Origin of the sequence: Pseudomonas sp. D1-1, assembly GCF_051132225.1 — a bacterium.
Lineage (GTDB): Bacteria > Pseudomonadota > Gammaproteobacteria > Pseudomonadales > Pseudomonadaceae > Aquipseudomonas.
This window is the reverse complement of the sequence record NZ_CP071676.1, coordinates 3,953,808-3,974,922: the sequence shown is the minus strand read 5'-3', so window position 1 is coordinate 3,974,922 and position 21,115 is coordinate 3,953,808. Positions and strand designations below refer to the sequence as shown.

At 62.0% G+C, this 21,115-nt stretch carries 16 protein-coding genes; 7 read left to right on the top strand and 9 right to left on the bottom strand.

Going from position 1 to position 21,115, the window contains the following annotated elements:
• Positions 1-18 precede the first annotated feature (18 nt).
• From J3P86_RS17775 to J3P86_RS17755, 5 genes are all read left to right on the top strand, one after another.
• A complete protein-coding gene (locus tag J3P86_RS17775) occupies positions 19-1,014 on the top strand; it encodes a zinc transporter ZntB (protein ID WP_434572885.1) in 996 nt (331 codons plus the stop codon).
• Between the two features lie 65 nt (positions 1,015-1,079).
• Positions 1,080-1,325 carry a hypothetical protein gene (locus tag J3P86_RS17770; RefSeq protein WP_014337331.1) on the top strand — a complete coding sequence of 82 codons (246 nt, stop codon included), beginning with the start codon at positions 1,080-1,082 and terminating at the stop codon, positions 1,323-1,325.
• 2 nt (positions 1,326-1,327) lie between these two features.
• A complete protein-coding gene (locus J3P86_RS17765) occupies positions 1,328-2,152 on the top strand; it encodes a mechanosensitive ion channel family protein (protein WP_305499852.1) in 825 nt (274 codons plus the stop codon).
• Positions 2,153-2,243: 91 nt separating this feature from the next.
• The gene (gene sigX / locus J3P86_RS17760) at positions 2,244-2,834 is read left to right on the top strand and encodes an RNA polymerase sigma factor SigX (protein ID WP_025212681.1); all 591 of its coding nucleotides are present in this window, start codon (positions 2,244-2,246) and stop codon (positions 2,832-2,834) included.
• Between the two features lie 107 nt (positions 2,835-2,941).
• Positions 2,942-3,976 carry an OmpA family protein gene (locus J3P86_RS17755; protein ID WP_058542369.1) on the top strand — a complete coding sequence of 345 codons (1,035 nt, stop codon included), beginning with the start codon at positions 2,942-2,944 and terminating at the stop codon, positions 3,974-3,976.
• A gap of 797 nt (positions 3,977-4,773) precedes the next feature.
• On the opposite strand, the gene cobA is transcribed toward J3P86_RS17755, so the two are convergent.
• From cobA to J3P86_RS17715, 8 genes are all read right to left on the bottom strand, one after another.
• Positions 4,774-5,529 (bottom strand): uroporphyrinogen-III C-methyltransferase, encoded by a 756-nt coding sequence (cobA, locus tag J3P86_RS17750; RefSeq protein WP_434698554.1) that lies wholly within the window; start codon positions 5,527-5,529, stop codon positions 4,774-4,776.
• A gap of 10 nt (positions 5,530-5,539) precedes the next feature.
• Complete coding sequence (locus J3P86_RS17745; RefSeq protein WP_434698553.1) at positions 5,540-8,257, bottom strand: nitrate reductase; 2,718 nt, start codon at positions 8,255-8,257, stop codon at positions 5,540-5,542.
• Entirely contained in the window at positions 8,257-8,574 is a 318-nt protein-coding gene (gene nirD, locus J3P86_RS17740; RefSeq protein ID WP_434629546.1) for a nitrite reductase small subunit NirD, read from the bottom strand. Before nirD ends, J3P86_RS17745 begins: the two co-directional genes overlap by 1 nt.
• The gene (gene nirB, locus J3P86_RS17735; RefSeq protein WP_434698552.1) at positions 8,571-11,024 is read right to left on the bottom strand and encodes a nitrite reductase large subunit NirB; all 2,454 of its coding nucleotides are present in this window, start codon (positions 11,022-11,024) and stop codon (positions 8,571-8,573) included. Before nirB ends, nirD begins: the two co-directional genes overlap by 4 nt.
• Before the next feature lie 426 nt (positions 11,025-11,450).
• Positions 11,451-13,121 (bottom strand): protein kinase domain-containing protein, encoded by a 1,671-nt coding sequence (locus J3P86_RS17730; protein WP_434698551.1) that lies wholly within the window; start codon positions 13,119-13,121, stop codon positions 11,451-11,453.
• Between the two features lie 9 nt (positions 13,122-13,130).
• Positions 13,131-14,342 carry a nitrate/nitrite transporter gene (locus J3P86_RS17725; RefSeq protein ID WP_434698550.1) on the bottom strand — a complete coding sequence of 404 codons (1,212 nt, stop codon included), beginning with the start codon at positions 14,340-14,342 and terminating at the stop codon, positions 13,131-13,133.
• Between the two features lie 334 nt (positions 14,343-14,676).
• Entirely contained in the window at positions 14,677-15,252 is a 576-nt protein-coding gene (locus J3P86_RS17720) for an ANTAR domain-containing response regulator (RefSeq protein WP_047737436.1), read from the bottom strand.
• Between the two features lie 14 nt (positions 15,253-15,266).
• Positions 15,267-16,478 (bottom strand): CmpA/NrtA family ABC transporter substrate-binding protein, encoded by a 1,212-nt coding sequence (locus tag J3P86_RS17715; protein ID WP_434698549.1) that lies wholly within the window; start codon positions 16,476-16,478, stop codon positions 15,267-15,269.
• 230 nt (positions 16,479-16,708) lie between these two features.
• Between J3P86_RS17715 and J3P86_RS17710 the strand changes: the two genes are divergently transcribed.
• Positions 16,709-17,728, top strand: a complete 1,020-nt coding sequence (locus J3P86_RS17710; RefSeq protein WP_434656661.1) for a quinone-dependent dihydroorotate dehydrogenase — start codon at positions 16,709-16,711, stop codon at positions 17,726-17,728.
• 305 nt (positions 17,729-18,033) lie between these two features.
• On the opposite strand, the gene rmf is transcribed toward J3P86_RS17710, so the two are convergent.
• Positions 18,034-18,249 carry a ribosome modulation factor gene (gene rmf, locus J3P86_RS17705; RefSeq protein ID WP_003223300.1) on the bottom strand — a complete coding sequence of 72 codons (216 nt, stop codon included), beginning with the start codon at positions 18,247-18,249 and terminating at the stop codon, positions 18,034-18,036.
• A 530-nt stretch (positions 18,250-18,779) separates the two neighbouring features.
• Between rmf and rlmKL the strand changes: the two genes are divergently transcribed.
• Entirely contained in the window at positions 18,780-21,050 is a 2,271-nt protein-coding gene (gene rlmKL / locus J3P86_RS17700) for a bifunctional 23S rRNA (guanine(2069)-N(7))-methyltransferase RlmK/23S rRNA (guanine(2445)-N(2))-methyltransferase RlmL (RefSeq protein ID WP_434672450.1), read from the top strand.
• The last annotated feature ends 65 nt before the right edge of the window (positions 21,051-21,115 follow it).

The window sequence follows — 21,115 nt, the reverse complement described above, 5'->3', positions numbered from 1 at the left end:
CAGCCATAAGGGATGAGGATGTTCGAGGAAGAAAACGCGCAGTGGGGATTGGTGCATGCCCTGGTGCTGGATGGTAAAGGCGGCGCGCGTTCGATAGCCCGGACCGAACTGGACGACTTGCAGTTGCAGGCTCATGAAAGCCTGTGGCTGCATTGGGACCGCAGTCATCCGCAAACCCACACGTGGTTGCGCAAATCCAGCGGCCTGAGCGAATTCAATTGCGACCTGCTGCTGGAAGAGAACACCCGGCCGCGCCTGCTGCCGCTGCCCAATGCCGAGCTGCTGCTGTTTCTTCGCGGGATCAACCTCAACCCGGGCGCGGAACCGGAAGACATGGTCTCGGTGCGCATCTTCGCCTCGGCCCAGCGGGTGATTTCCCTGCGGTTGCGCCCGTTGCGCGCCACCGATGAGTTGCTGGCGGAACTGGCCGAGGGCAAGGGGCCCAAGACGGCTTCGGAACTCATCCTTTATATGGCGCAATACCTGACCAACAAAGTCCAGGACCTGGTCACCTGTCTCTCGGAAATCGTCGACGGCGAGGAAGAAAAACTCGATACCGACGAACGGTACACTCCCGAGCACGACGCCATTTTGCATATCCGTCGAAGGGCGGCCGGACTGAAGCGATTCCTGGCCCCGCAGCGGGATATCTTCGGCCAGATGTCACGGATCAAATTGCCCTGGTTCGTCGAGGACGACGGCGACTACTGGAATGAATTGAACAACAGCCTGACCCGTTACCTGGAAGAGCTGGAATTGACCCGGGAGCGCGTGGGGCTTGTGCTGGAGGCCGAGGACCGGCGTCTTTCGGTGCGCATGAACCGTACGATGTATCGCTTCGGCATCATCACCGGCATCTTCCTGCCGATGAGCTTTCTCACCGGGCTGCTGGGGATCAATGTCGGCGGCATTCCGTTTTCGGAAAGCCCCTATGGTTTCCTCGTTGCCTGCCTGTTGATGCTGTGCGTGGCCCTGGGGCAGTGGTGGCTGTTTCGCCGTTTGCGCTGGGTGTGACGAGGCTTCATGTGACCCAACGAAATCTGATCGCGTCTTCCACAGACATCACGAGAGGTGCGCGTATGCACGATCCGTTTGAACAGTCTCTGCGCGACATGCTCAAGGCTTCGCCGTCCAGCCGGGACGACGACGCATGCCTGGGACGCGTACTCAAAACCGCCAACCGTCAGGTTGGCGCCGGTGATCTTTTCAGCCTGCTGGGCCGCTGGCTGCCCGCGCTGATGATCGCCCTGAACAACGGGTCGGCCCATGTCTCGCCGGTCTCCCGTCGCAAACCCGTTACTCGCACCGCTGATAAGGCTGACTGAATATGGAACTTGATCTCTGGACCCAGAGCCTCGTCACGGCAATGACTGCGTTGTGGACCAAAGTGGCTAACTTCATCCCCAACCTCTTTGGCGCCCTGGTGGTGCTGTTGCTAGGTTTCGTGGTGGCCAAGCTCCTCGACACGCTGCTCTCCAAATTGCTCGCCAAACTTGGCCTCGACCGCCTGATGGGCGGTACCGGCCTGACCAAGTTGCTGTCGCGTGGCGGCATCCAGGTTCCGATCTCGACGCTGGTGGGCAAGATTGTCTACTGGTTCGTCCTGCTTATTTTCCTGGTTTCGGCGGCTGAGTCCCTGGGGCTGGAGCGGGTCTCGGCCACGCTCGACATGCTTGCGCTCTATCTGCCAAAGGTCTTCGGTGCCGCGTTGGTGCTGCTGGTGGGCGTACTGCTGGCGCAACTGGCCAACGGGCTGGTGCGTGGCGCGGCAGAGGGCGTCGGGCTGGATTATGCCTCGGGCGTTGGGCGTATCGCCCAGGGCCTGGTGATCATCATCAGTATTTCGGTTGCGATCAGCCAGTTGGAGGTCAAGACGGACCTGCTCAACCACGTGATCGTGATCGTCCTGATTACCGTTGGTCTGGCAGTCGCGCTGGCAATGGGGTTGGGGAGCCGGGAAATCGCCGGTCAGATTCTTGCGGGAATCTATGTGCGTGAATTGTATGAGGTTGGGCAACAAGTGCGTGTTGGCGAGGTCGAAGGCCAGATCGAAGAGATCGGCACGGTGAAAACCACATTGCTGACCGAGGAGGGCGAACTGGTATCGCTGTCTAATCGGATCCTGCTGGAGCAGCATGTGAGTAGCCGCTAACCCGGCAAATCCTGCTAATGTATGCCGCCGCAAAATGCCCGCCACGGCGGGTTGCGGCGCACATTGACCTAGACTGTCGGCCCGACTTGTTTTGAACAAACCCCAATCGCTATCCACGCGCTACGACCCCCGTGATCTCTCTGATGAGGAGTTGGTCGCGCGCGCGCATACGGAGCTGTTCCACGTCACGCGCGCCTATGAAGAGTTGATGCGCCGTTACCAGAGAACTTTATTTAACGTTTGTGCACGATATCTTGGGAACGATCGCGATGCTGATGATGTCTGTCAGGAGGTGATGTTGAAGGTGCTTTACGGGTTGAAGAACTTCGAGGGGAAATCGAAGTTCAAGACCTGGCTGTACAGCATCACCTACAACGAATGCATCACGCAGTATCGAAAGGAACGGCGAAAGCGTCGCTTGATGGACGCTTTGAGCCTGGACCCCCTCGAGGAAGCGTCTGAAGAAAAGGCGCCCAAGCCCGAGGAAAAGGGTGGGCTCGACCGCTGGCTGGTTTATGTGAACCCGATCGATCGGGAGATTCTGGTGCTACGATTTGTCGCAGAACTGGAATTCCAGGAGATCGCAGACATAATGCATATGGGTTTGAGCGCGACAAAAATGCGTTACAAGCGCGCGCTCGATAAGCTGCGTGAGAAATTTGCAGGCATTGCCGAAACTTAGTTCGGCGCAAATATCTCTTACGTGTAGGCAAGTTCTGATAGACTTGCCGCCGAGTTGTCCCCCGGTTTGCGGGACTGCTTCACAATCACCAGATGGGGATTTAACGGATGAAACTGAAAAACACCTTGGGCTTTGCCATTGGTTCTTTGATTGCTGCCACTTCGTTCGGCGCTCTGGCACAAGGCCAAGGCGCAGTTGAAATCGAAGGCTTCGCCAAGAAAGAAATGTTCGACAGCGCTCGTGATTTCAAGAACAACGGCAACCTGTTTGGCGGTTCGGTTGGTTACTTCCTGACCGACGACGTTGAACTGCGTCTGGCCTACGACGAAGTGCACAACGCACGTACCGACGACGGCACTAACGTCAAGGGCGCCAACACCGCTCTGGACGCTCTGTACCATTTCAACAACCCAGGCGACATGCTGCGTCCTTACGTCTCTGCCGGTTTCTCGGACCAGAGCATCGACCAGAATGGCAGCAACGGTCGTAACCGTTCTACCTTCGCCAACGTTGGTGGCGGCGCCAAGCTGTATTTCACTGACAACTTCTACGCCCGTGCCGGCGTTGAAGCTCAGTACAACATCGACCAGGGCGACACCGAGTGGGCGCCTAGCGTTGGTATCGGTGTGAACTTCGGTGGCGGTTCCAAGCCAGCCGCTGCTCCAGTTCCAGCACCTGCTGAAGTCTGCTCCGACAGCGACAATGATGGCGTGTGCGACAACGTCGACAAGTGCCCTGACACCCCAGCCAACGTAACCGTTGACGCTGATGGCTGCCCAGCTGTTGCTGAAGTCGTACGTGTTGAGCTGGACGTCAAGTTCGACTTCGACAAGTCGGTCGTTAAAGAAAACAGCTACGGCGACATCAAGAACCTGGCTGATTTCATGAAGCAGTACCCATCCACCAGCACCACTGTTGAAGGTCACACTGACTCCGTCGGTCCTGACGCTTACAACCAGAAGCTGTCCGAGCGTCGTGCAAACGCCGTCAAGCAGGTTCTGACCAACCAGTACGGTGTTGAATCGTCCCGCGTTCAGTCTGTTGGCTACGGCGAATCCCGCCCAGTTGCTGACAACGCCACTGAAGCTGGTCGTGCAGTTAACCGTCGCGTAGAAGCGCAGGTTGAAGCCCAAGCTAAGTAATTAGCCCAAAGCTTTGGAAAAGCCCGGCTCAGGCCGGGCTTTTCTTTGCCTGCGATTTGGTGAATTAGTGGCCGGCTGGAAAAACCAGGAACCTGTGGGAGCGAGCCTGCTCGCGAATGCGGCTTTTCAACCGGCATATCTTTACCGGTCGTACTCCGATTCTATTGTGGGAGCGAGCTTGCTCGCGATGGCGGCCTGAAAGTCGGCCAGGGTTTTGTTGACTGGGTACATATCCGTTGCTGCGGTGACGGCGGCTTAGGGTTCCGCCCTTACGGCGGGTCACTTTTTTCAGACGCCAAAAAAGTAACCCAAAACGCTTGCCCCACCACTCGGCACCTCGCCTGGGCTCGGTGTGCCCTCACTCCGGCATTGCTCCGTGGGCCCGCCGCGAAGGGCCGTCCCTGGCCCAGCGCGGCTATCCCGGCATCCATGCCGGGATGCCCACTGCGCACTGCCTGCGTTCGGCCAGCGTGGTTAACGGGGCGCCGAAATCAACGTCCACCGCGAGGCGGCCTTATAGCCGACCTGGTTTTGGGTGGATCCGCGTTTCCCTGTGGGAGCGAGCCTGCTCGCGAAGGCGGCCTGACAGTCGGCCTATCTCTCCCAGTCGTACCTCAATCCCATTGTGGGAGCGAGCCTGCTCGCGAAGACGGCCTGACAGTCGGCCTATCTCTCCCAGTCGTATCCCAATCCCATTGTGGGAGCGAGCCTGCTCGCGAATGCGGTAAATCAGTCACCAGTGAGGTTGCTGATACATTGCATCGCGAGCAGGCTCGCTCCCACATTGTGCAGGGCTGTCAGATGGTTGATGCCTGGGCGAAGACCGGCGGGGAGGCAGCCAGTTCGGCTGCACCGGCCACCTCGCCAATCACCAGGATCGCCGGGCTCTTGAGTTGAAACGCGACGGCATCGGTCTCCATCGAGGCCAGGTCGCTGCGGCAGTCACGTTGATGGGGCAGGGAGGCGTTTTCGATCATCGCTACCGGCGTGTCCGCTGCCAGTCCGCCGGCCAGCAGTTGCTCGCGGATCTCGCTCAGTTTCGCCACGCCCATGTACACCACCAAGGTCGTGCCGCTTTGCGCCAGGGCTTGCCAGTTCAGGCTGCTGCCGTCCTGGGTGTGAGCCGTTACCAAGGTCACGCCCCGGGCAACCCCGCGCAGGGTCAGTGGGATGTCGCACTGGGTCGCGCCGGCAAGACCGGCGGTGATGCCATTGACCAGCTCCACCTCGACGCCGTGCTCGCGCAGCCACTGTGCTTCTTCACCGCCCCGGCCGAAGATGCACGGGTCGCCGCCTTTGAGGCGCACCACGCATTTGCCTTGGCGGGCATAACGCAACATCAGCCGGTGGATGAACGCCTGGGGAGTGGAGCGGCAGCCGCCGCGCTTGCCGACGGCGATGATGCGCGCACTGGGGCAGTGCTCCAGCACCGCGTCGTTGACCAGGTCGTCGATCAACACCACGTCGGCCTCGGCCAGGGCGCGCACGGCTTTGAGGGTCAGCAATTCAGGGTCGCCAGGACCCGCACCTACCAGCCAGACTTTTGCGTTCATAGTGTTTTCCTCACGAGATCGCGGCGACCGGTTGCGCGGTGGCAACCAGCAGGCGCTTGATTTCCGGTACGCAGGAACCGCACTGCGTGCCGCAGCCCAGTTCTTTTTTCAGGCCCTGCAAATCCAGGCCGCGCTCGATGCCCGCGCAAACCGAACGCTGGCTGACATTCATGCAATTGCACAGCGTCTTCCCACCAGCCGTGGCGGCGCCGGTGTTACCCGGCGGTGCGCTCAAGGGGGCCAGCAGCCAGCGCCGCAACTGGTCGTCGGCGCGCCCTTCCAACCAGAGGTTTTGCAACCAATGCCGGGCCAGGGTTTCGCCGGCTAGGCGAATGGCGGTGATGCGGCTGTTTTCGATCCGTACCCGCTTGCCAATGGCGCGGCGCGGGTCGTCATAGGCCAGGACCGGGCCTTCGATCAGCCCCAGCTGTTCGTCGATCGCCTGCAAAAGCTGCGGTTCGGGCGCCACGGCGCTGGCAGCGCGTATCAGCAACGCGGGACGGTCGCGGCCGGTCAGGCTCAGGCTGACGTAGGAAAACGCCTCACACAGCGGACGCAACGCCTCCAGATGCTGTTGAACATTGCCTTCAACCAGGGCGAAAAGCTGCCAGGGCAGGTTCACCGGTTCCAGGCGTACGCCGCTGTGCTTGAGTTCCGGCTGTTTCGACAACGGGTCGAATGCCGGTTGAGTCAGGGTGTTGACCCCGCCCTTGAGAAACCTGTCGCCCCAGTGCATGGGCAGGAAGGCCTGGCCGGGGCGCACGCTGTCGTCGCTGTCCACGGCCACGATCACGCTGCCGCGACGGCTCTTCAGACTGACCAGGTCGCCGGACTGCAGGCGATGCCGCAGTAGTTCGTCGGGATGCAGGCTGAGCACCGCTTCGTTCACATGGCCGAACAACTGCGCGGCGGTACCGGTACGGCTCATCCCGTGCCACTGGTCGCGCAGCCGACCGGTGTTCAGCGTCAGGGGGTAGCGTGCGTCGCGCAATTCCTTGGCGGCGCGATAAGGGTCGGCCACGAATCGGGCGCGGCCGCTGTCGGTCGGGAAAATCCCGTCCCCGTACAAGCGCGCCGTTCCGACCGTGGCGCCCTCCGGGAACGGCCATTGCTGAGGGCCGAGGCGGTCGATCACGGCATGACTGATGCCGGACAGGTCCAGGTCGCGGCCACGGGTCAGTTGCTTGTATTCATCGAACAAGTGGGCCGGGGTTTCAAAGGCGAACAGGCTGGGCTGGCCGGGGCGCAGGCGTTTCTCCAGTCGTTGCGCGAAATCTACCGTGATCGCCCAGTCCGGCCGTGCTTCCCCCGGTGCGTTTATCGCCCGGCGAACATGGGAAATGCGTCGTTCGGAGTTGGTGACCGAGCCTTCTTTTTCGCCCCAACTGGTCGCCGGCAGCAGCAGGTCGGCAAAGGCGGCGGTTTCGGTAGTCCGGAAGGCCTCTTGCAACACCACGAACGGGCAAGCTTGCAGGGCTTCGCGCACGGCGGCCTGGTCCGGCATCGACTGGGCCGGGTTGGTGCAGGCGATCCACAAGGCCTTGATCTTGCCGCTGCGAACCTGCTCGAACAATTCGATGGCGCTCAAGCCTGTGGTGCTCGGCAATTGCTCAACGCCCCAATAGCTGGCGACCTCGGCGCGATGCTCCGGATTGCCGGCTTCGCGATGGCCCGGCAGCAGGTTGGACAGGCTGCCGGTTTCGCGGCCGCCCATGGCGTTGGGCTGGCCGGTCAGCGAGAACGGTCCCGCGCCCGGTCGGCCGATCTGGCCGGTGGCCAGGTGCAGATTGATCAGGGCGCTGTTTTTTGCGCTGCCGGCAGTCGACTGGTTCAAGCCCATGCACCACAACGAGAGGAAACTTGGCGAGGTGCCGACCCACTCGGCGCATTGGTGCAGTTGCTCGACGCTGATCCCGCACAGCTGGGCAACCATGGCGGGGGTGTAGTCGCGCACCAGGTTCTTCAGGTCCGCCAGGCCTTCGGTGTGGGCCTTGATGAAGCTGCGGTCGACCCAGTCTTCCCACAACAGCAGATGCAAGATCCCGTGGAACAAGGCGACATCGGTGCCAGGCAGGATCGCCAGGTGCAGGTCTGCAAGGTCGCAGGTGTCGGTGCGCCGAGGGTCGATGACGATGACTTTCATCTGCGGCCGGCGGGATTTGGCTTCTTCGAGCCGACGAAACAGGATGGGATGGGCGTAGGCCATGTTACTGCCGACGATCATCACGCAGTCGCTCAGCTCCAGATCCTCATAGCTGCACGGTGGCGCGTCGGCACCCAGGCTGCGCTTGTAGCCCACCACGGCGGAAGACATGCACAGCCGGGAATTGCTGTCGATGTTGTTGGTACCGACCAGTGCCCGGGCGAGTTTGTTGAAGGCGTAGTAATCCTCGGTCAGCAGTTGGCCGGAGATGTAGAAGGCCACGCTGTCCGGTCCGTGCTCGACAATCGTGTCGGCGAAGACGTTGGCGGCATGGTCCAGGGCGCTGTCCCAATCGGTACGGCCACGGGCCAGGCCTTTGCCCAGCCGCAGTTCGGGATAGAGGGCGCGCGCGGCGAGGTCGCCGGTCAAGTGCAGGGTCGAGCCCTTGCTGCACAGTTTGCCGAAGTTGGCCGGATGGGTGGGATCGCCACTGACGCCGAGAATGCGCTCGCCGTCATGTTCGATCAGCACGCCGCAACCGACCCCGCAATAACAGCAGGTCGAGGCAGTCGTCTGGCGGTTCATCAGCTTGCGTCCCGCAGGGCCAGCATCACCCGGCCGTTCTCGACGCGGGCCGAATGATGATGGGCGCAGCCCACGTCCGGGGCCTGGGCCTGGCCGGTTTCCAGGTCGATCTGCCAGTTGTGCAGCGGGCAGGCCACGCGCTTGCCATAGATCAGGCCTTGGGACAGCGGGCCGCCCTTGTGCGGGCAACGGTCGTCGAGTGCGAATACTTCATTGTCGCTGGTGCGAAAAATCGCGATATCGCCTTTCGGCCCGTTGATGATGCGTGAGCCCAAGGCGTTGATGTCTTCCAGCGCGCAGATATCCAGCCAGTTCATGCCAGTACCTCCAGGTTCTTCACGGGGATGACCTCGAACTCTTTTTTCAGCTGCGGTTGTTCCAGCCGTTGTTTCCAGGGGTCCTGCTCCAGCGACAGGGAAAACTTCAAGCGCTCGTGCAGGGCCTTGCGCCGCTCCGGGTCTTCCAGCACGGCTTTCTTGATGTGTTCCATGCCGACACGCTGCATGTAGTGCACGGTGCGTTCGAGGTAGAAGGCTTCTTCGCGGTACAGCTGCAGGAAGGCGCCGTTGTATTCGCGCACTTCTTCGGCGGTCTTGAGCTTGACGAAAAACTCGGCGACTTCGGTCTTGATCCCGCCGTTGCCACCGATGTACATCTCCCAGCCGGAATCTACGCCGATGATGCCGACGTCCTTGATGCCCGCTTCCGAGCAGTTGCGTGGGCAACCGGAGACCGCCAGCTTCACCTTGTGCGGCGACCACATGTTGAACAGGTCGTGTTCCAGCTCGATGCCCAATTGGGTGGAGTTCTGCGTGCCGAAGCGGCAGAACTCGCTGCCCACGCAAGTCTTCACGGTGCGAATGGATTTGCCATAGGCGTGGCCGGACGGCATGTCGAGGTCTTTCCAGACACCGGGCAGGTCTTGCTTCCTGATGCCCAGCAGGTCGATACGCTGGCCGCCGGTGACCTTGACCATGGGCACGTTGTATTTGTCGGCCACGTCGGCGATGCGGCGCAGCTCGGATGGGTTGGTCACGCCACCCCACATCCGTGGGACCACTGAGTAGGTGCCGTCTTTCTGGATGTTGGCGTGAGCGCGTTCGTTGATCAGGCGCGACTGCGGGTCATCCTGGGCTTCGCCGGGCCAGGTGGAAATCAGGTAGTAGTTCAGGGCCGGACGGCAGGTGGCGCAGCCGTTCGGGGTGCGCCAGTTCAAGTAACCCATGGTCCCGGCGATGGTCAGCAGATGCTGGTCGCGGATCGCCTGGCGGATCTGCCCATGGTTTAGGTCGCTGCAACCGCAGATGGCTTTTTCGCTTTTCGGCTTCACGTCCGCCGCGCCGCCGACGGTGTTGATCAGGATCTGTTCCACCAGGCCGGCGCAGGAGCCGCAGGAGCTGGCGGCCTTGGTGTGCTTTTTCACGTCATCGACGCTGAACAGGCCGTGTTCCTGGATCGCCTTGACGATGGTGCCCTTGCACACGCCGTTGCAGCCGCAGACTTCAGCGGTGTCGGCCATGCTCATGGCTTTGTCCTGGCCTTGATGGCCGACGTCGCCCAAAGCGTTTTCGCCAAACATCAAGTGATCGCGGATCTCGCTGATGCCGTGGTTCTCACGGATCTGCCGGAAATACCAGCCGCCGTCCGCGGTATCACCGTACAGGCAGGCACCCACCAACACGTCATCCTTGATCACCAGTTTCTTGTAGACGCCGCCAATCGGGTCGGAAAGGGTGATGGTCTCGGTGCCTTCGCCGCCCATGAAGTCGCCGGCGGAAAACAGATCGATACCGGTGACTTTCAACTTGGTCGACGTCACCGAACCCTTGTAAGTGGCGAAGCCCAGTTGCGCGAGGTGATTGGCGCAGACCTTGGCTTGCTCGAACAGCGGCGCCACCAGGCCATAGGCTGTGCCGCGATGGTTGGCGCACTCGCCGATGGCGTAGATGCGCGGGTCATAGGTTTGCATCGTGTCGTTGACGAGGATTCCGCGGTTGCACGGAATGCCGGATTTTTCCGCCAGTCCGGTATTGGGCCGGATACCGGCAGCCATCACCACCAGATCGGCGGGAATGATGTCGCCGTTCTTGAACTGGACCGAGCCGACCCGGCCGTTGCCGGCGTCGTGCAAGGCCTGGGTCTGCTCGCTGAGGCGGAATTTCAGGCCACGGTTTTCCAGGGCGGTTTGCAGCAGCTGGCCGCTGGTCTTGTCCAGTTGGCGTTCCAGCAGCCATTCGCCGATGTGCACCACGGTCACGTCCATGCCGCGCAGTTTCAAGCCATTGGCGGCTTCCAGGCCGAGCAGGCCGCCACCGATGACCACCGCGTGCTTGTGGGTCTTGGCCGTGTTGATCATGGCCTGGGTGTCGGCGATGTCGCGGTAGCCGATCACGCCATCCAGAGTGTTGCCAGGGATTGGCAGGATGAACGGCGTGGAGCCGGTGGCGATGAGCAGGCGATCGTATTCGGCTTCGCTGCCGTCTTCGGCGATGACCCGGCGCTTGACCCGGTCGATCTCCACCACCTTGCGGTTGAGCAGCAGCTTGATGTTGTTGTCCAGGTACCAGCTCAGGTCATTGAGCACGATTTCTTCGAACGTCTGTTCCCCGGCCAGCACGGGCGAGAGCAGGATGCGGTTGTAGTTGGTGTGGGGCTCGGCGCCGAAGACCGTGATGTCGTAGAGCTCGTTGCTCAGTTTGAGCAGTTCCTCGAGGGTGCGAACCCCGGCCATGCCGTTGCCGATCATTACCAGCTTGAGTTTTTTCATCAGGGTTCTCCGCAAGCTCAGGCCCGTTTCATCACGGCGGTCGGGCTGGCTCGGCAATTTTTTCGAAAACAAAAAAAGGCGTCTCGCTAGCAAACTAGCGAGGACGCCTTTGTCCTGGTCCCGTTCTCTCGGGAAGCACCGCCTTCATCGTTGGAGGCGTTGCTTTATGTATGGTGGAAGAGGTTATGCAGTGGTTGTGCCAAGTGGCGCGAGGGCGTGAATTTACTGGAGGAGGCGCGGATTGGCCGCGTTGCGGGGGGATTTATTGCACCGAATCAAAGCGTGTTGCCCGGTAATGGAGCGTGGCAGGGCTGGCGAGAAGGCTTTTGTGGCGAGGGAGCTTGCTCCCGCTGGGCTGCGAAGCAGACCCAAAAAAACGGCGACCGCTGCGCGCTCGAGCGGGAGCAAGCTCCCTCGCCACGGTGGTTATGAGTGAAACACCAGGAACAACAACACAACATTCACCACCAACGACACCAGCGCCAACGTCCGCCAGACCTTCAGCGGCTCCCGCTCAAGCAATGGCCGGGGCCTTACGCTCAAGCTTCGCCGCTCGCCCTGTTCCAGCTGCAACAGCCATTCTTCAGCCGTTTCAAAGCGCTGCGCAGGGTCTGCCGCCACGGCGCGTTCCAGGCTCTGCCCGAGCCATTCGGGCAGGTCCGGTCGATAACGATTGGCGCTCACGGGCACACCAAAGCGTGGTCGCTGGAAGGCTTCGATTTCGCCGTAGGGGTAATGCCCGGTCAGCAGGAAATACAAGGTCACGCCGACCGCATATAAGTCCTGTTGCGCCGTCGGCGCGGCGCCGCCGAAGGCTTCCGGCGCTATGTAGCTGGGGGTGCCGGGCAACACGTTGGCCTGGTCCTCGGACAGGCCCGGACAGTAGGCCAGGCCAAAATCCAGCAAGCGCAATTCCCCATCGTCGCCCAGATGCAGGTTTTCCGGCTTGATGTCGCGGTGGTAGATCTGCCTTCGATGCAACAGGCCCACTGCCCGCACCAGCCGCTGCGCCAGGTCCAGCCATTGGGCCAGGGGCAGCGGCCCACCCTGGTTGAACAGCTCGGCCAGGGTCGCGCCCGAATATTCACGCATCACGTAGTACAGATGTTGGCGCTGGGGTACGCCATGCACTTCCGGAAATTGCCGACCCGCGACCCGCTTGAGAAACCATTCCTCCGACAACAGCGCCTGGCCGGCGCGGGTGTCGTCCCGTAGCTGCACGGGCAAGGTTTTCAGCAGCCAGGGTTGGCCCTGACCATCGTGTACCCGGTAGAGCAACGATTGCTGGCTCTGGCCGAGCAGGCTTTCGATCTGCCAGCCTTCGAACGCCTGGCCCGCCTTCAGTGAAGGGGGCAGCGGCCACTGTTGCAGTTGGATCAGCGCGTCGCCGATGCTCGCTTCGCCCACCGCATCGACGCGCACCAACAGCGCGCTGGCGTTGTCCTGGCTACCGGCCAGGTGCGCGGCGTTGACCAGCGTCTGCGCCGCGCGATCCAGGTCTGGCTGGTCGCGCAGGATGCCGGCAATGGCCGTGTCTCCCAGTACCGCCCAGACGCCGTCGCTGAGCAGCACGAAGGTTTCATCTTCACGCAGCTCACCGTCGAGGAAGTCGAGTATCAAATGCTGATCCAGCCCCAAGGCACGCTTGAGCACGTGTTGCATGCCCTGTTGTTCCCAGACGTGATCTTCGCTGACTCGTTGCAAATGGTCGGCGTGCCATCGGTAGACCCGGCAATCGCCGACGTGCGCCAGGGTGAAGCGCCGCCCCCGCAGGACCAGCGCGCTGACCGTGGTCAGCAGCGGTTGGCCGCCGCCGTTGGCTTGCAGCCAGCGATTCTGCGCCAGCAGCAGCCGGTCCAGCGCCTGGGCCACGCCCCAGGTCTGCGGCGTGGAGTAGTAGTCCAGGGCGAGTGCCTGCAAGGTCGAACGCGCGGCCAATCCGCCATCGGCGCATTGGCTCACGCCGTCGGCGATGGCGAACAGGTAACCCTTGCTGGCGGCCAGGGCCGGGGCGGGAGTGACCAGGCGCAGGGCGTCCTGGTTTTCCTCTCGGGGACCCGTGGCGCTGGCTTCGGCAAAACTCAGTTGCAGGCTCATGGTTGCAGGTTATACCCGAGCCGCGGTGACCGCTGCCGAACCCCAGGTGGTCCTCCAGCGACGCTTGACCCCGTGCAGGCCGAACCAGGCCAGGACACCGAGGCTGGCGAACAACCACAGCGCCAGCTGGTAGCTGCCGGTGCTCTGCTTGATCGCGCCCATGCCCGCCGCCAGGGCGAAGCCGCCGATGCCGCCGGCCATGCCGATCAGCCCGGTCATCACGCCGATCTCGCGACGGAAACGTTGTGGCACCAGTTGGAACACCGCGCCGTTGCCCGCACCCAGGCCGAGCATGGTGCAGACGAACAGGGCCAGCGCCGCGTAGGAACTCGGCAGGTTGAAGCCGACCGCGGCGATGCAGATAGCCGCCACGGTGTACATGCCCAGCAAGGTGCGGATGCCGCCGAAACGGTCCGCCAGCGCGCCACCCAAGGGCCGCATCAGGCTGCCACCGAAGACGCAGGCCGCGGTGTAGTAGCCGGCGGTCACCGGGCTCAGGCCATACTGGTCGTTGAAGTAGCCGGGCAGGGCGCTGGCCAGGCCGATGAAGCCGCCGAAGGTCACGCTGTAGAAGAACATGAACCACCAGCTGTCGCGGTCACCGAGGGCCTTGAGGTAGTCAGCCATGGATTTGGCCTTGGGCCGCTCCGGTGCGTTCTTGGCCAGCCAGGCGAACAGGACCAGGGTAATCACCAGCGGGATCACCGCGAAGCCGAACACGTTGGTCCAGCCGAAGGCCACCGCCATCACCGGAGCGATCAACGCGGCAAGCACGGTGCCCGAGTTACCGGCACCGGCGATGCCCATGGCCTTGCCCTGGTGCTGTGGTGGATACCACTGGGAAGCCAGCGGCAGGGCCACGGCGAACGAAGCGCCGGCCACGCCCAGAAACAGGCCCAGCAGCAAGGCTTGTTCGTAGCTGTGGATGCCCAGCTTCCAGGCGCAGAACAGCGCGCCGATCACGATCACCTGGCCGACCATGCCGGCGGTCTTCGGTGAAATGCGGTCGGCCAGCAGGCCCATGAACAGGCGCAGCACGGCGCCGGCGAGGATTGGCGTCGCGACCATCAGGCCGCGTTGCTGGGTGGTCAGGTGCAGGTCGGCGGAGATCTGTACCGCCAATGGGCCGAGCAGGTACCAGACCATGAAGCTCAGGTCGAAATAGAGGAAGGCCGCGAACAATGTCGGGGTGTGGCCGGATTTCCAGAAGCTTGAATTCATCGCGCACCTCAGCTGTAAAAGTCTCGAGAAATGAGTCAGTGCTTTGAGCAGTGCGCCGTCTGTGGTCGCACCACCGGCCCCGCGGGGCCAAAACAAAAAAACGCCGCAACCCGGATCGCCAGAGAGGCGAGGAGGGTGTGCGACGTCTTTGTCGTAGGTGGGGCAACCGCCGTTGGTTACCTGTGGGGTTGCTTAAGCGAGATCTGTGCCAACCTGCGAGGTTCGGGGAGGGCCTTCGCGAGCAGGCTCGCTCCCACATGGAATCGGAGGTGTTCTCAGAACCTGTGGGAGCGAGCCTGCTCGCGAAGGCGTCTGGCCAGGCGCTACAAGGCTTTCAGCCGAGCAACTCGTTCATGGCAATGATCTGCTCCGCCACCTGGATCAGCTTCTGCTGGCGGCTCATGGCCTGGCGGCGCATCAGGGTGTAGGCCTGTTCCTCGTTGCAGTCCTTCATCTTCATCAGCATGCCCTTGGCCAGTTCGATGCGCTTGCGTTCGGCCAGTTGCTGGTCCCGGGCCAGGAGTTGCGCGCGCAGGGCCTGGTCGCTTTCGAAGCGGGCCATGGCCACGTCGAGGATCGGTTGCAGGCGTGCGGCATGGATGCCTTCGACGATGTAGGCGCTGACGCCTGACTTGATCGCCTGGCGCATCACATCCGGGTCGTGCTCGTCGGTAAACATGACGATCGGTCGTGGCTGGTCACGACTGACCAGCACCACTTGCTCCATGACGTCGCGCCCGGGTGACTCGGTATCGATCAGGATCACGTCCGGACGCACCGTTTCGACGCGCGCCGGCAGGTCGATGGTCAAACCGGATTCGTCGATCACCTCGAATCCGGCTTCAATCAGGGCCGCCTTGAGACGCCCGACTTTTTTCGCGGTGTCGTTGATCAGCAGGATACGCAGCATAATCGAGGCTCCTGTCAGCGGCTGGCGAGAAGGGGAGCCGCATCGCTCAAGGCGTGCAGTTTGAAGCTGCGGGCATACCCGACCGGGTCCGAGCCGTCCCAGGTCGTGCCGTCGATCAGTTGACTGCTGCGCATGTCCTGGCGAGGCGACGTCACGCCCAGCGCCGCGCAGGCTTCACGATACAGCTTGAGCTGTTGGACCTGGCGGGCCACGGCCAGGTAGTCCGGGTCTTCGCGCAGCAGGCCCCAGCGCCGGAACTGGGTCATGAACCACATCCCGTCGGACAGGTACGGCAGGTTCACCGCGCCGTCCCCATGAAAGCGCATGGCGTGGGGATCCTGCCAGCTGTTGCCCAGGCCGTCGGCATAAATCCCGAGCAGGCGCGGCTCGATGCAATCGAGCGGAGCGTCGAGATATTCCGGGGCGCTCAATAATTGCGCGGTACTGCGGCGGTTTTCAGTGCTTTGTTCGATGAAGCGGCTGGCTTCGAGGATGGCCATCACCAGCGCGCGGGCAGTGTTGGGGTATTGCTCGACAAACGCGCGGGTACAACCCAGGACTTTCTCCGGGTGGTCGGGCCAGATGGTCTGGGTAGTCGCCAGGGTAAAGCCGAGGTTCTGCTTCACGGCACTGGCGCACCAGGGCTCGCCGACGCAGAAACCATCGATGCGCCCGGCTTGCAGGTGCGCGATCATCTGCGGCGGTGGCACCACTACGCTGTCGACATCCGACAACGGATGGATGCCCTGGGCGGCGAGCCAGTAATAGAGCCACATGGCATGGGTGCCGGTGGGAAAGGTCTGGGCGAAGGTCAGTTTCGGGCGAGTTTGGTGCACATGCTGCTCCAGTGCCTCAGGACTGGTCACGCCTTGCGCCTGCAAACCATGGGACAGGTTGATGCTCTGGCCGTTCTGGTTCAGCCCCATCAGCACGGCCATATCGGTCGGCGCGACGCCACCGATGCCCAGGTGCACGGCATAAACCAGGCCGTACAGGCTGTGGGCCGCGTCGATTTCACCGCTGACCAGTTTGTCCCTCAGGTTGGCCCACGAGGCCTGGCGCTTGAGGTTCAGCGTCAAGCCGTAGGGCTGGGCGAAGCCCTGGGTGGCGGCCACGACCACCGGGGCGCAGTCGCTCAGGGCCATGAAGCCGAGGTTGACCGCGCTCTTTTCCGGGGCATCGCTGCCATTGACCCAAGCCAGGGGGGTGGCTGGAATTTCGTTCATCGCGCATCACCTTCCGCATAAAAAAGCGTCGCTTCCGGGCCGAGGAAGCCGGACGACGACGCCGTTGTCCCTTAAACCAGTGTGGCGCTCATTCCGTCACTGGCATGGGCGCTGATGACCAAAAGGGTGCAAGGCATATGCCAGCGCTATTGTTTTGTGCGGGCGCCTCGCTTGCGTTGCCGTTGCCCGGCTATAATCGCCGCCTCATTTCGCCCGAGTCAAAGCCGCCCATGTACACCCTGGCCCGTGAACTGCTGTTCAAACTTTCCCCGGAAACTTCCCATGATCTGTCCCTGGACCTGATCGGCGCGGGTGGACGTTTGGGGCTCAACGGGTTGCTGTGCAAGGCCCCGGCAAAATTGCCGGTGACAGTCATGGGCCTGGAATTTCCCAACCCGGTCGGCCTGGCCGCCGGCCTGGACAAGAATGGCGCGGCCATCGACGGGTTCGCCCAGCTGGGGTTCGGCTTCGTTGAAATCGGCACCGTGACGCCGCGTCCGCAGCCGGGCAATCCCAAGCCACGGCTGTTCCGTTTGCCGCAGGCCGAGGCAATCATCAACCGCATGGGCTTCAACAACCTGGGCGTCGATCATCTGCTGGCCCGTGTGGCTGCTGCCAGGTACAAGGGTGTGCTAGGGATCAACATCGGCAAGAACTTCGATACGCCGGTGGAGCGCGCCGTCGACGATTACCTGATCTGCCTGGACAAGGTCTACGCTCACGCCAGTTATGTGACCGTCAACGTCAGTTCGCCGAACACGCCAGGGCTGCGCAGCCTGCAGTTCGGCGATTCGCTCAAGCAATTGCTGGCCGATCTGGCGCGACGTCGCGCGGAACTGGCGGTGACGCACGGCAGGCATGTGCCGCTGGCCATCAAGATTGCCCCGGACATGAGCGACGAAGAAACCGTCCAAGTGGCCCAGGCCTTGATCGAGACCGGCATGGATGCGGTGATCGCCACCAACACCACGCTGGGCCGCGAAGGTGTAGAAGGCCTGGAGCATGGTGACGAGGCGGGCGGCCTGTCCGGCGCTCCGGTGCGCGACAAGAGCACCCACACGGTGAAAGTGCTGGCCGGCGAATTGGCGGGACGCTTGCCGATCATCGCGGCGGGCGGTATTACCGAAGGCCGGCATGCCGCCGAGAAAATCACGGCAGGGGCGAGCCTGGTGCAGGTTTATTCCGGGTTCATCTACAAGGGCCCGACGTTGATTCGCGAGTCGGTGGATGCGATTGCCGCGTTGGGTTGATTCCCAAGGCTGGTGAGGCCCATTTGTGGCGAGGGGATTTATCCCCGCTGGGCTGCACAGCAGCCCCAAAAAAAACACACAATAAACCTGACACACCGAGGGCTGCTTACTGGGGCTGCTTCGCAGCCCAGCGGGGATAAATCCCCTCGCCACAGCAGCGTTCGCAGCTCAAGGTCAAGAACCAGGCATAAAAAGGGCTCCTCAAGGGAGCCCTCTGGGCCGTAGCCCGCCGCCCGGATGGGACGTGCGTGGTTAAAACGATTTGAATGTCAGATTGTCGGGTTTTTGATTATCAGGGCCCTGTGTCAGCCGACGGCGTGAAGTTCGTTGAGTCTGTGGATACCCGCAGTGCCGGTCATACCGTCCCAGTTGTCGCCGCGTCCTTCTCGCCAGCCGTTGATCCAGGCTTGACGTACCGACGGTAGAGTAAAGGGGCAAAGCTCACGGGATTTACCACCAACGCCATATTGGTAACCGCGTAAAAATGCTCTTTCCAACGGATCACGCTTAAGTCTTCTCATAGGGTGTTGCCCTCACTTGTTGACTGTTGCTTAGCGTCGACCTCTATCGAGGCCGGGGCAGAATCATTCTGCCGTTGGTGGCTCGTTGCCGGCGTGACGAGCCAAGGGTGTTGACGCCGTTGCGACGTCAACCTGTGGTGAGTTCTAACCAAAGCGTCACATGGATGGAATGATCGTTTTGTCATAAGCACGTAACAAGAAAGATGTTAGTGCGATAAGTAACATCATGTTCGGCGCCCGCTTTTGCGTCAGACCCCTGTATGATCAGCCCTGCGCCGAAGGGCGGCCGCCGGTGTCGAATGAGAATGTCCCCCCGTTGCACTCGGGTACTATTCGACGAAAGGGACAATTTTTCACAATTTGTTGCACAGAATTTTCTATCTGTCCTCGCATCTAAGCTCTTTGAACCTGAGCGGCGAGTACGGAACGGCACACGTTCGTGCCACGCGGGTGCTCTTGAGAAAAGCACCTGATTGAACCCGGCCCGGCAATGCGTTGCCCGGCCCACTTAGCCAAAGGCTCTGAATCCCATGTCCGATCGTTTCGAACTCTTCCTCACTTGCCCCAAGGGCCTCGAAGGCCTGCTTCTCGAGGAAGCCGTCGGGCTTGGCCTTGAAGAGGCGCGCGAGCACACCTCGGCCGTTCGCGGCATCGCCGACATGGAAACGGCCTATCGCCTGTGCCTGTGGTCGCGCCTGGCGAACCGCGTATTGCTGGTGCTCAAGCGCTTCGCGATGAAAGACGCTGAAGACCTGTACCACGGGGTGCTGGACGTCGACTGGCAAGACCACATGCTCGCCGATGGTACCTTGGCGGTCGAGTTCAGCGGTCACGGCTCGGGCATCGACAACACGCATTTCGGCGCCTTGAAGGTCAAGGATGCCATTGTCGACAAGCTGCGCACGCCGTCGGGTGAGCGGCCATCCATCGACAAGCTCAACCCGGACCTGCGCATCCACCTGCGCCTGGACCGTGGCGAAGCAATCCTGTCCCTCGACCTTTCGGGCCATAGCCTGCACCAACGTGGCTATCGCTTGCAGCAGGGCGCCGCCCCGCTGAAGGAAAACCTCGCCGCCGCCATCCTGATTCGCGCCGGTTGGCCACGCATTGCCGCCGAAGGCGGGGCACTGGCGGACCCGATGTGCGGCGTCGGCACGTTCCTGGTAGAGGCCGGAATGATCGCCGCCGACATGGCGCCGAACCTGCGTCGCCAGCAATGGGGCTTTACCGCCTGGCTCGGCCACGTGCCGGCGTTATGGAAAAAACTCCACGAAGAAGCCAGCGAGCGCGCCGCCGCCGGGCTGGCCAAGCCACCGTTGTGGATTCGCGGCTACGAAGCTGACCCACGGCTGATCCAGCCGGGCCGCAACAACGTCGAACGTGCGGGCCTGAGCGAGTGGATCAAGATCTATCAGGGCGAAGTCGCCACCTTCGAGCCGCGCCCGGACCAGAACCAGAAGGGCCTGGTGATCTGCAACCCGCCGTACGGCGAGCGTTTGGGCGACGAAGCCAGCTTGCTCTATCTGTACCAGAATCTTGGTGAACGCCTGCGCCAGGCCTGCCTCAACTGGGAGGCCGCGGTGTTCACTGGCGCGCCGGACCTGGGCAAGCGCATGGGCATTCGCAGCCACAAGCAGTATTCGTTCTGGAACGGCGCCTTGCCGTGCAAGTTGCTACTGATCAAGGTGCTCCCGGATCAGTTCGTCACTGGCGAGCGTCGCACCCCGGAACAACGCCAGGCCGAGCGTGAACAGGCTGTCTACGATCAAACCCCTGAAGTACCGCAAGAGCGCCAGTACAACAAGAATGGCAACCCGATCAAACCGGCCCCGGCGCCAGCCCCTGTGGTCGAGCAGGCGCGGTTGAGCGAAGGCGGGCAGATGTTCGCCAATCGCCTGCAGAAAAATCTCAAGCTGCTGAGCAAGTGGGCCAAGCGTGAAGGCGTCGACTGCTACCGGGTCTATGATGCCGACATGCCGGAATATTCCATGGCCATCGACCTGTATCACGACTGGGTGCACGTCCAGGAATACGTCGCGCCGAAGTCCATCGACCCGGAAAAGGCCTCGGCCCGGTTGTTCGATGCGCTGGCCGCCATTCCCCAGGCCTTGAATGTCGACAAGAGCCGCGTTGTCATCAAGCGCCGCGAGCGCCAGAGCGGCACCAAGCAGTACGAGCGCCAGAGCGCCCAGGGCAAGTTCACCGAGGTCAACGAGGGCGGCGTGAAGCTGCTGGTCAACCTCACCGACTACCTCGACACCGGGTTGTTCCTCGATCACCGGCCAATGCGCCTGCGGATCCAGAAAGAGGCCGCCGGCAAGCGCTTCCTGAACCTGTTCTGCTACACCGCGACCGCCAGCGTCCATGCCGCCAAGGGCGGGGCGCGCAGCACTACCAGCGTCGATTTGTCGAAAACCTATCTGGACTGGGCGCGGCGCAACCTGTCGCTCAATGGTTTTTCCGACAAGAACCGCTTGGAGCAGGGCGATGTCATGGCCTGGCTTGAAGCCAGTCGCGACGAGTACGACCTGATCTTCATCGATCCACCGACGTTCTCCAACTCCAAGCGCATGGAAGGCGTGTTCGACGTGCAGCGCGACCACGTCCAGCTGTTGGATCTGGCCATGGCGCGCCTGGCGCCGGGTGGCGTGCTGTATTTTTCCAACAACTTCCGCAAGTTCCAGCTCGAAGACAACTTGGGCGAGCGTTACGCCGTGGAGGAAATCACCGCCGGGACCATCGACCCGGATTTTGCCCGAAACAGCAAGATTCACCGCGCCTGGAAAATCATGGCGCGCTGACCGGCGGTCGATTGGATCCATGCAGGCCTTGAAATTCAAGGCTTGCAGGCGTTTTTGGGACTGGC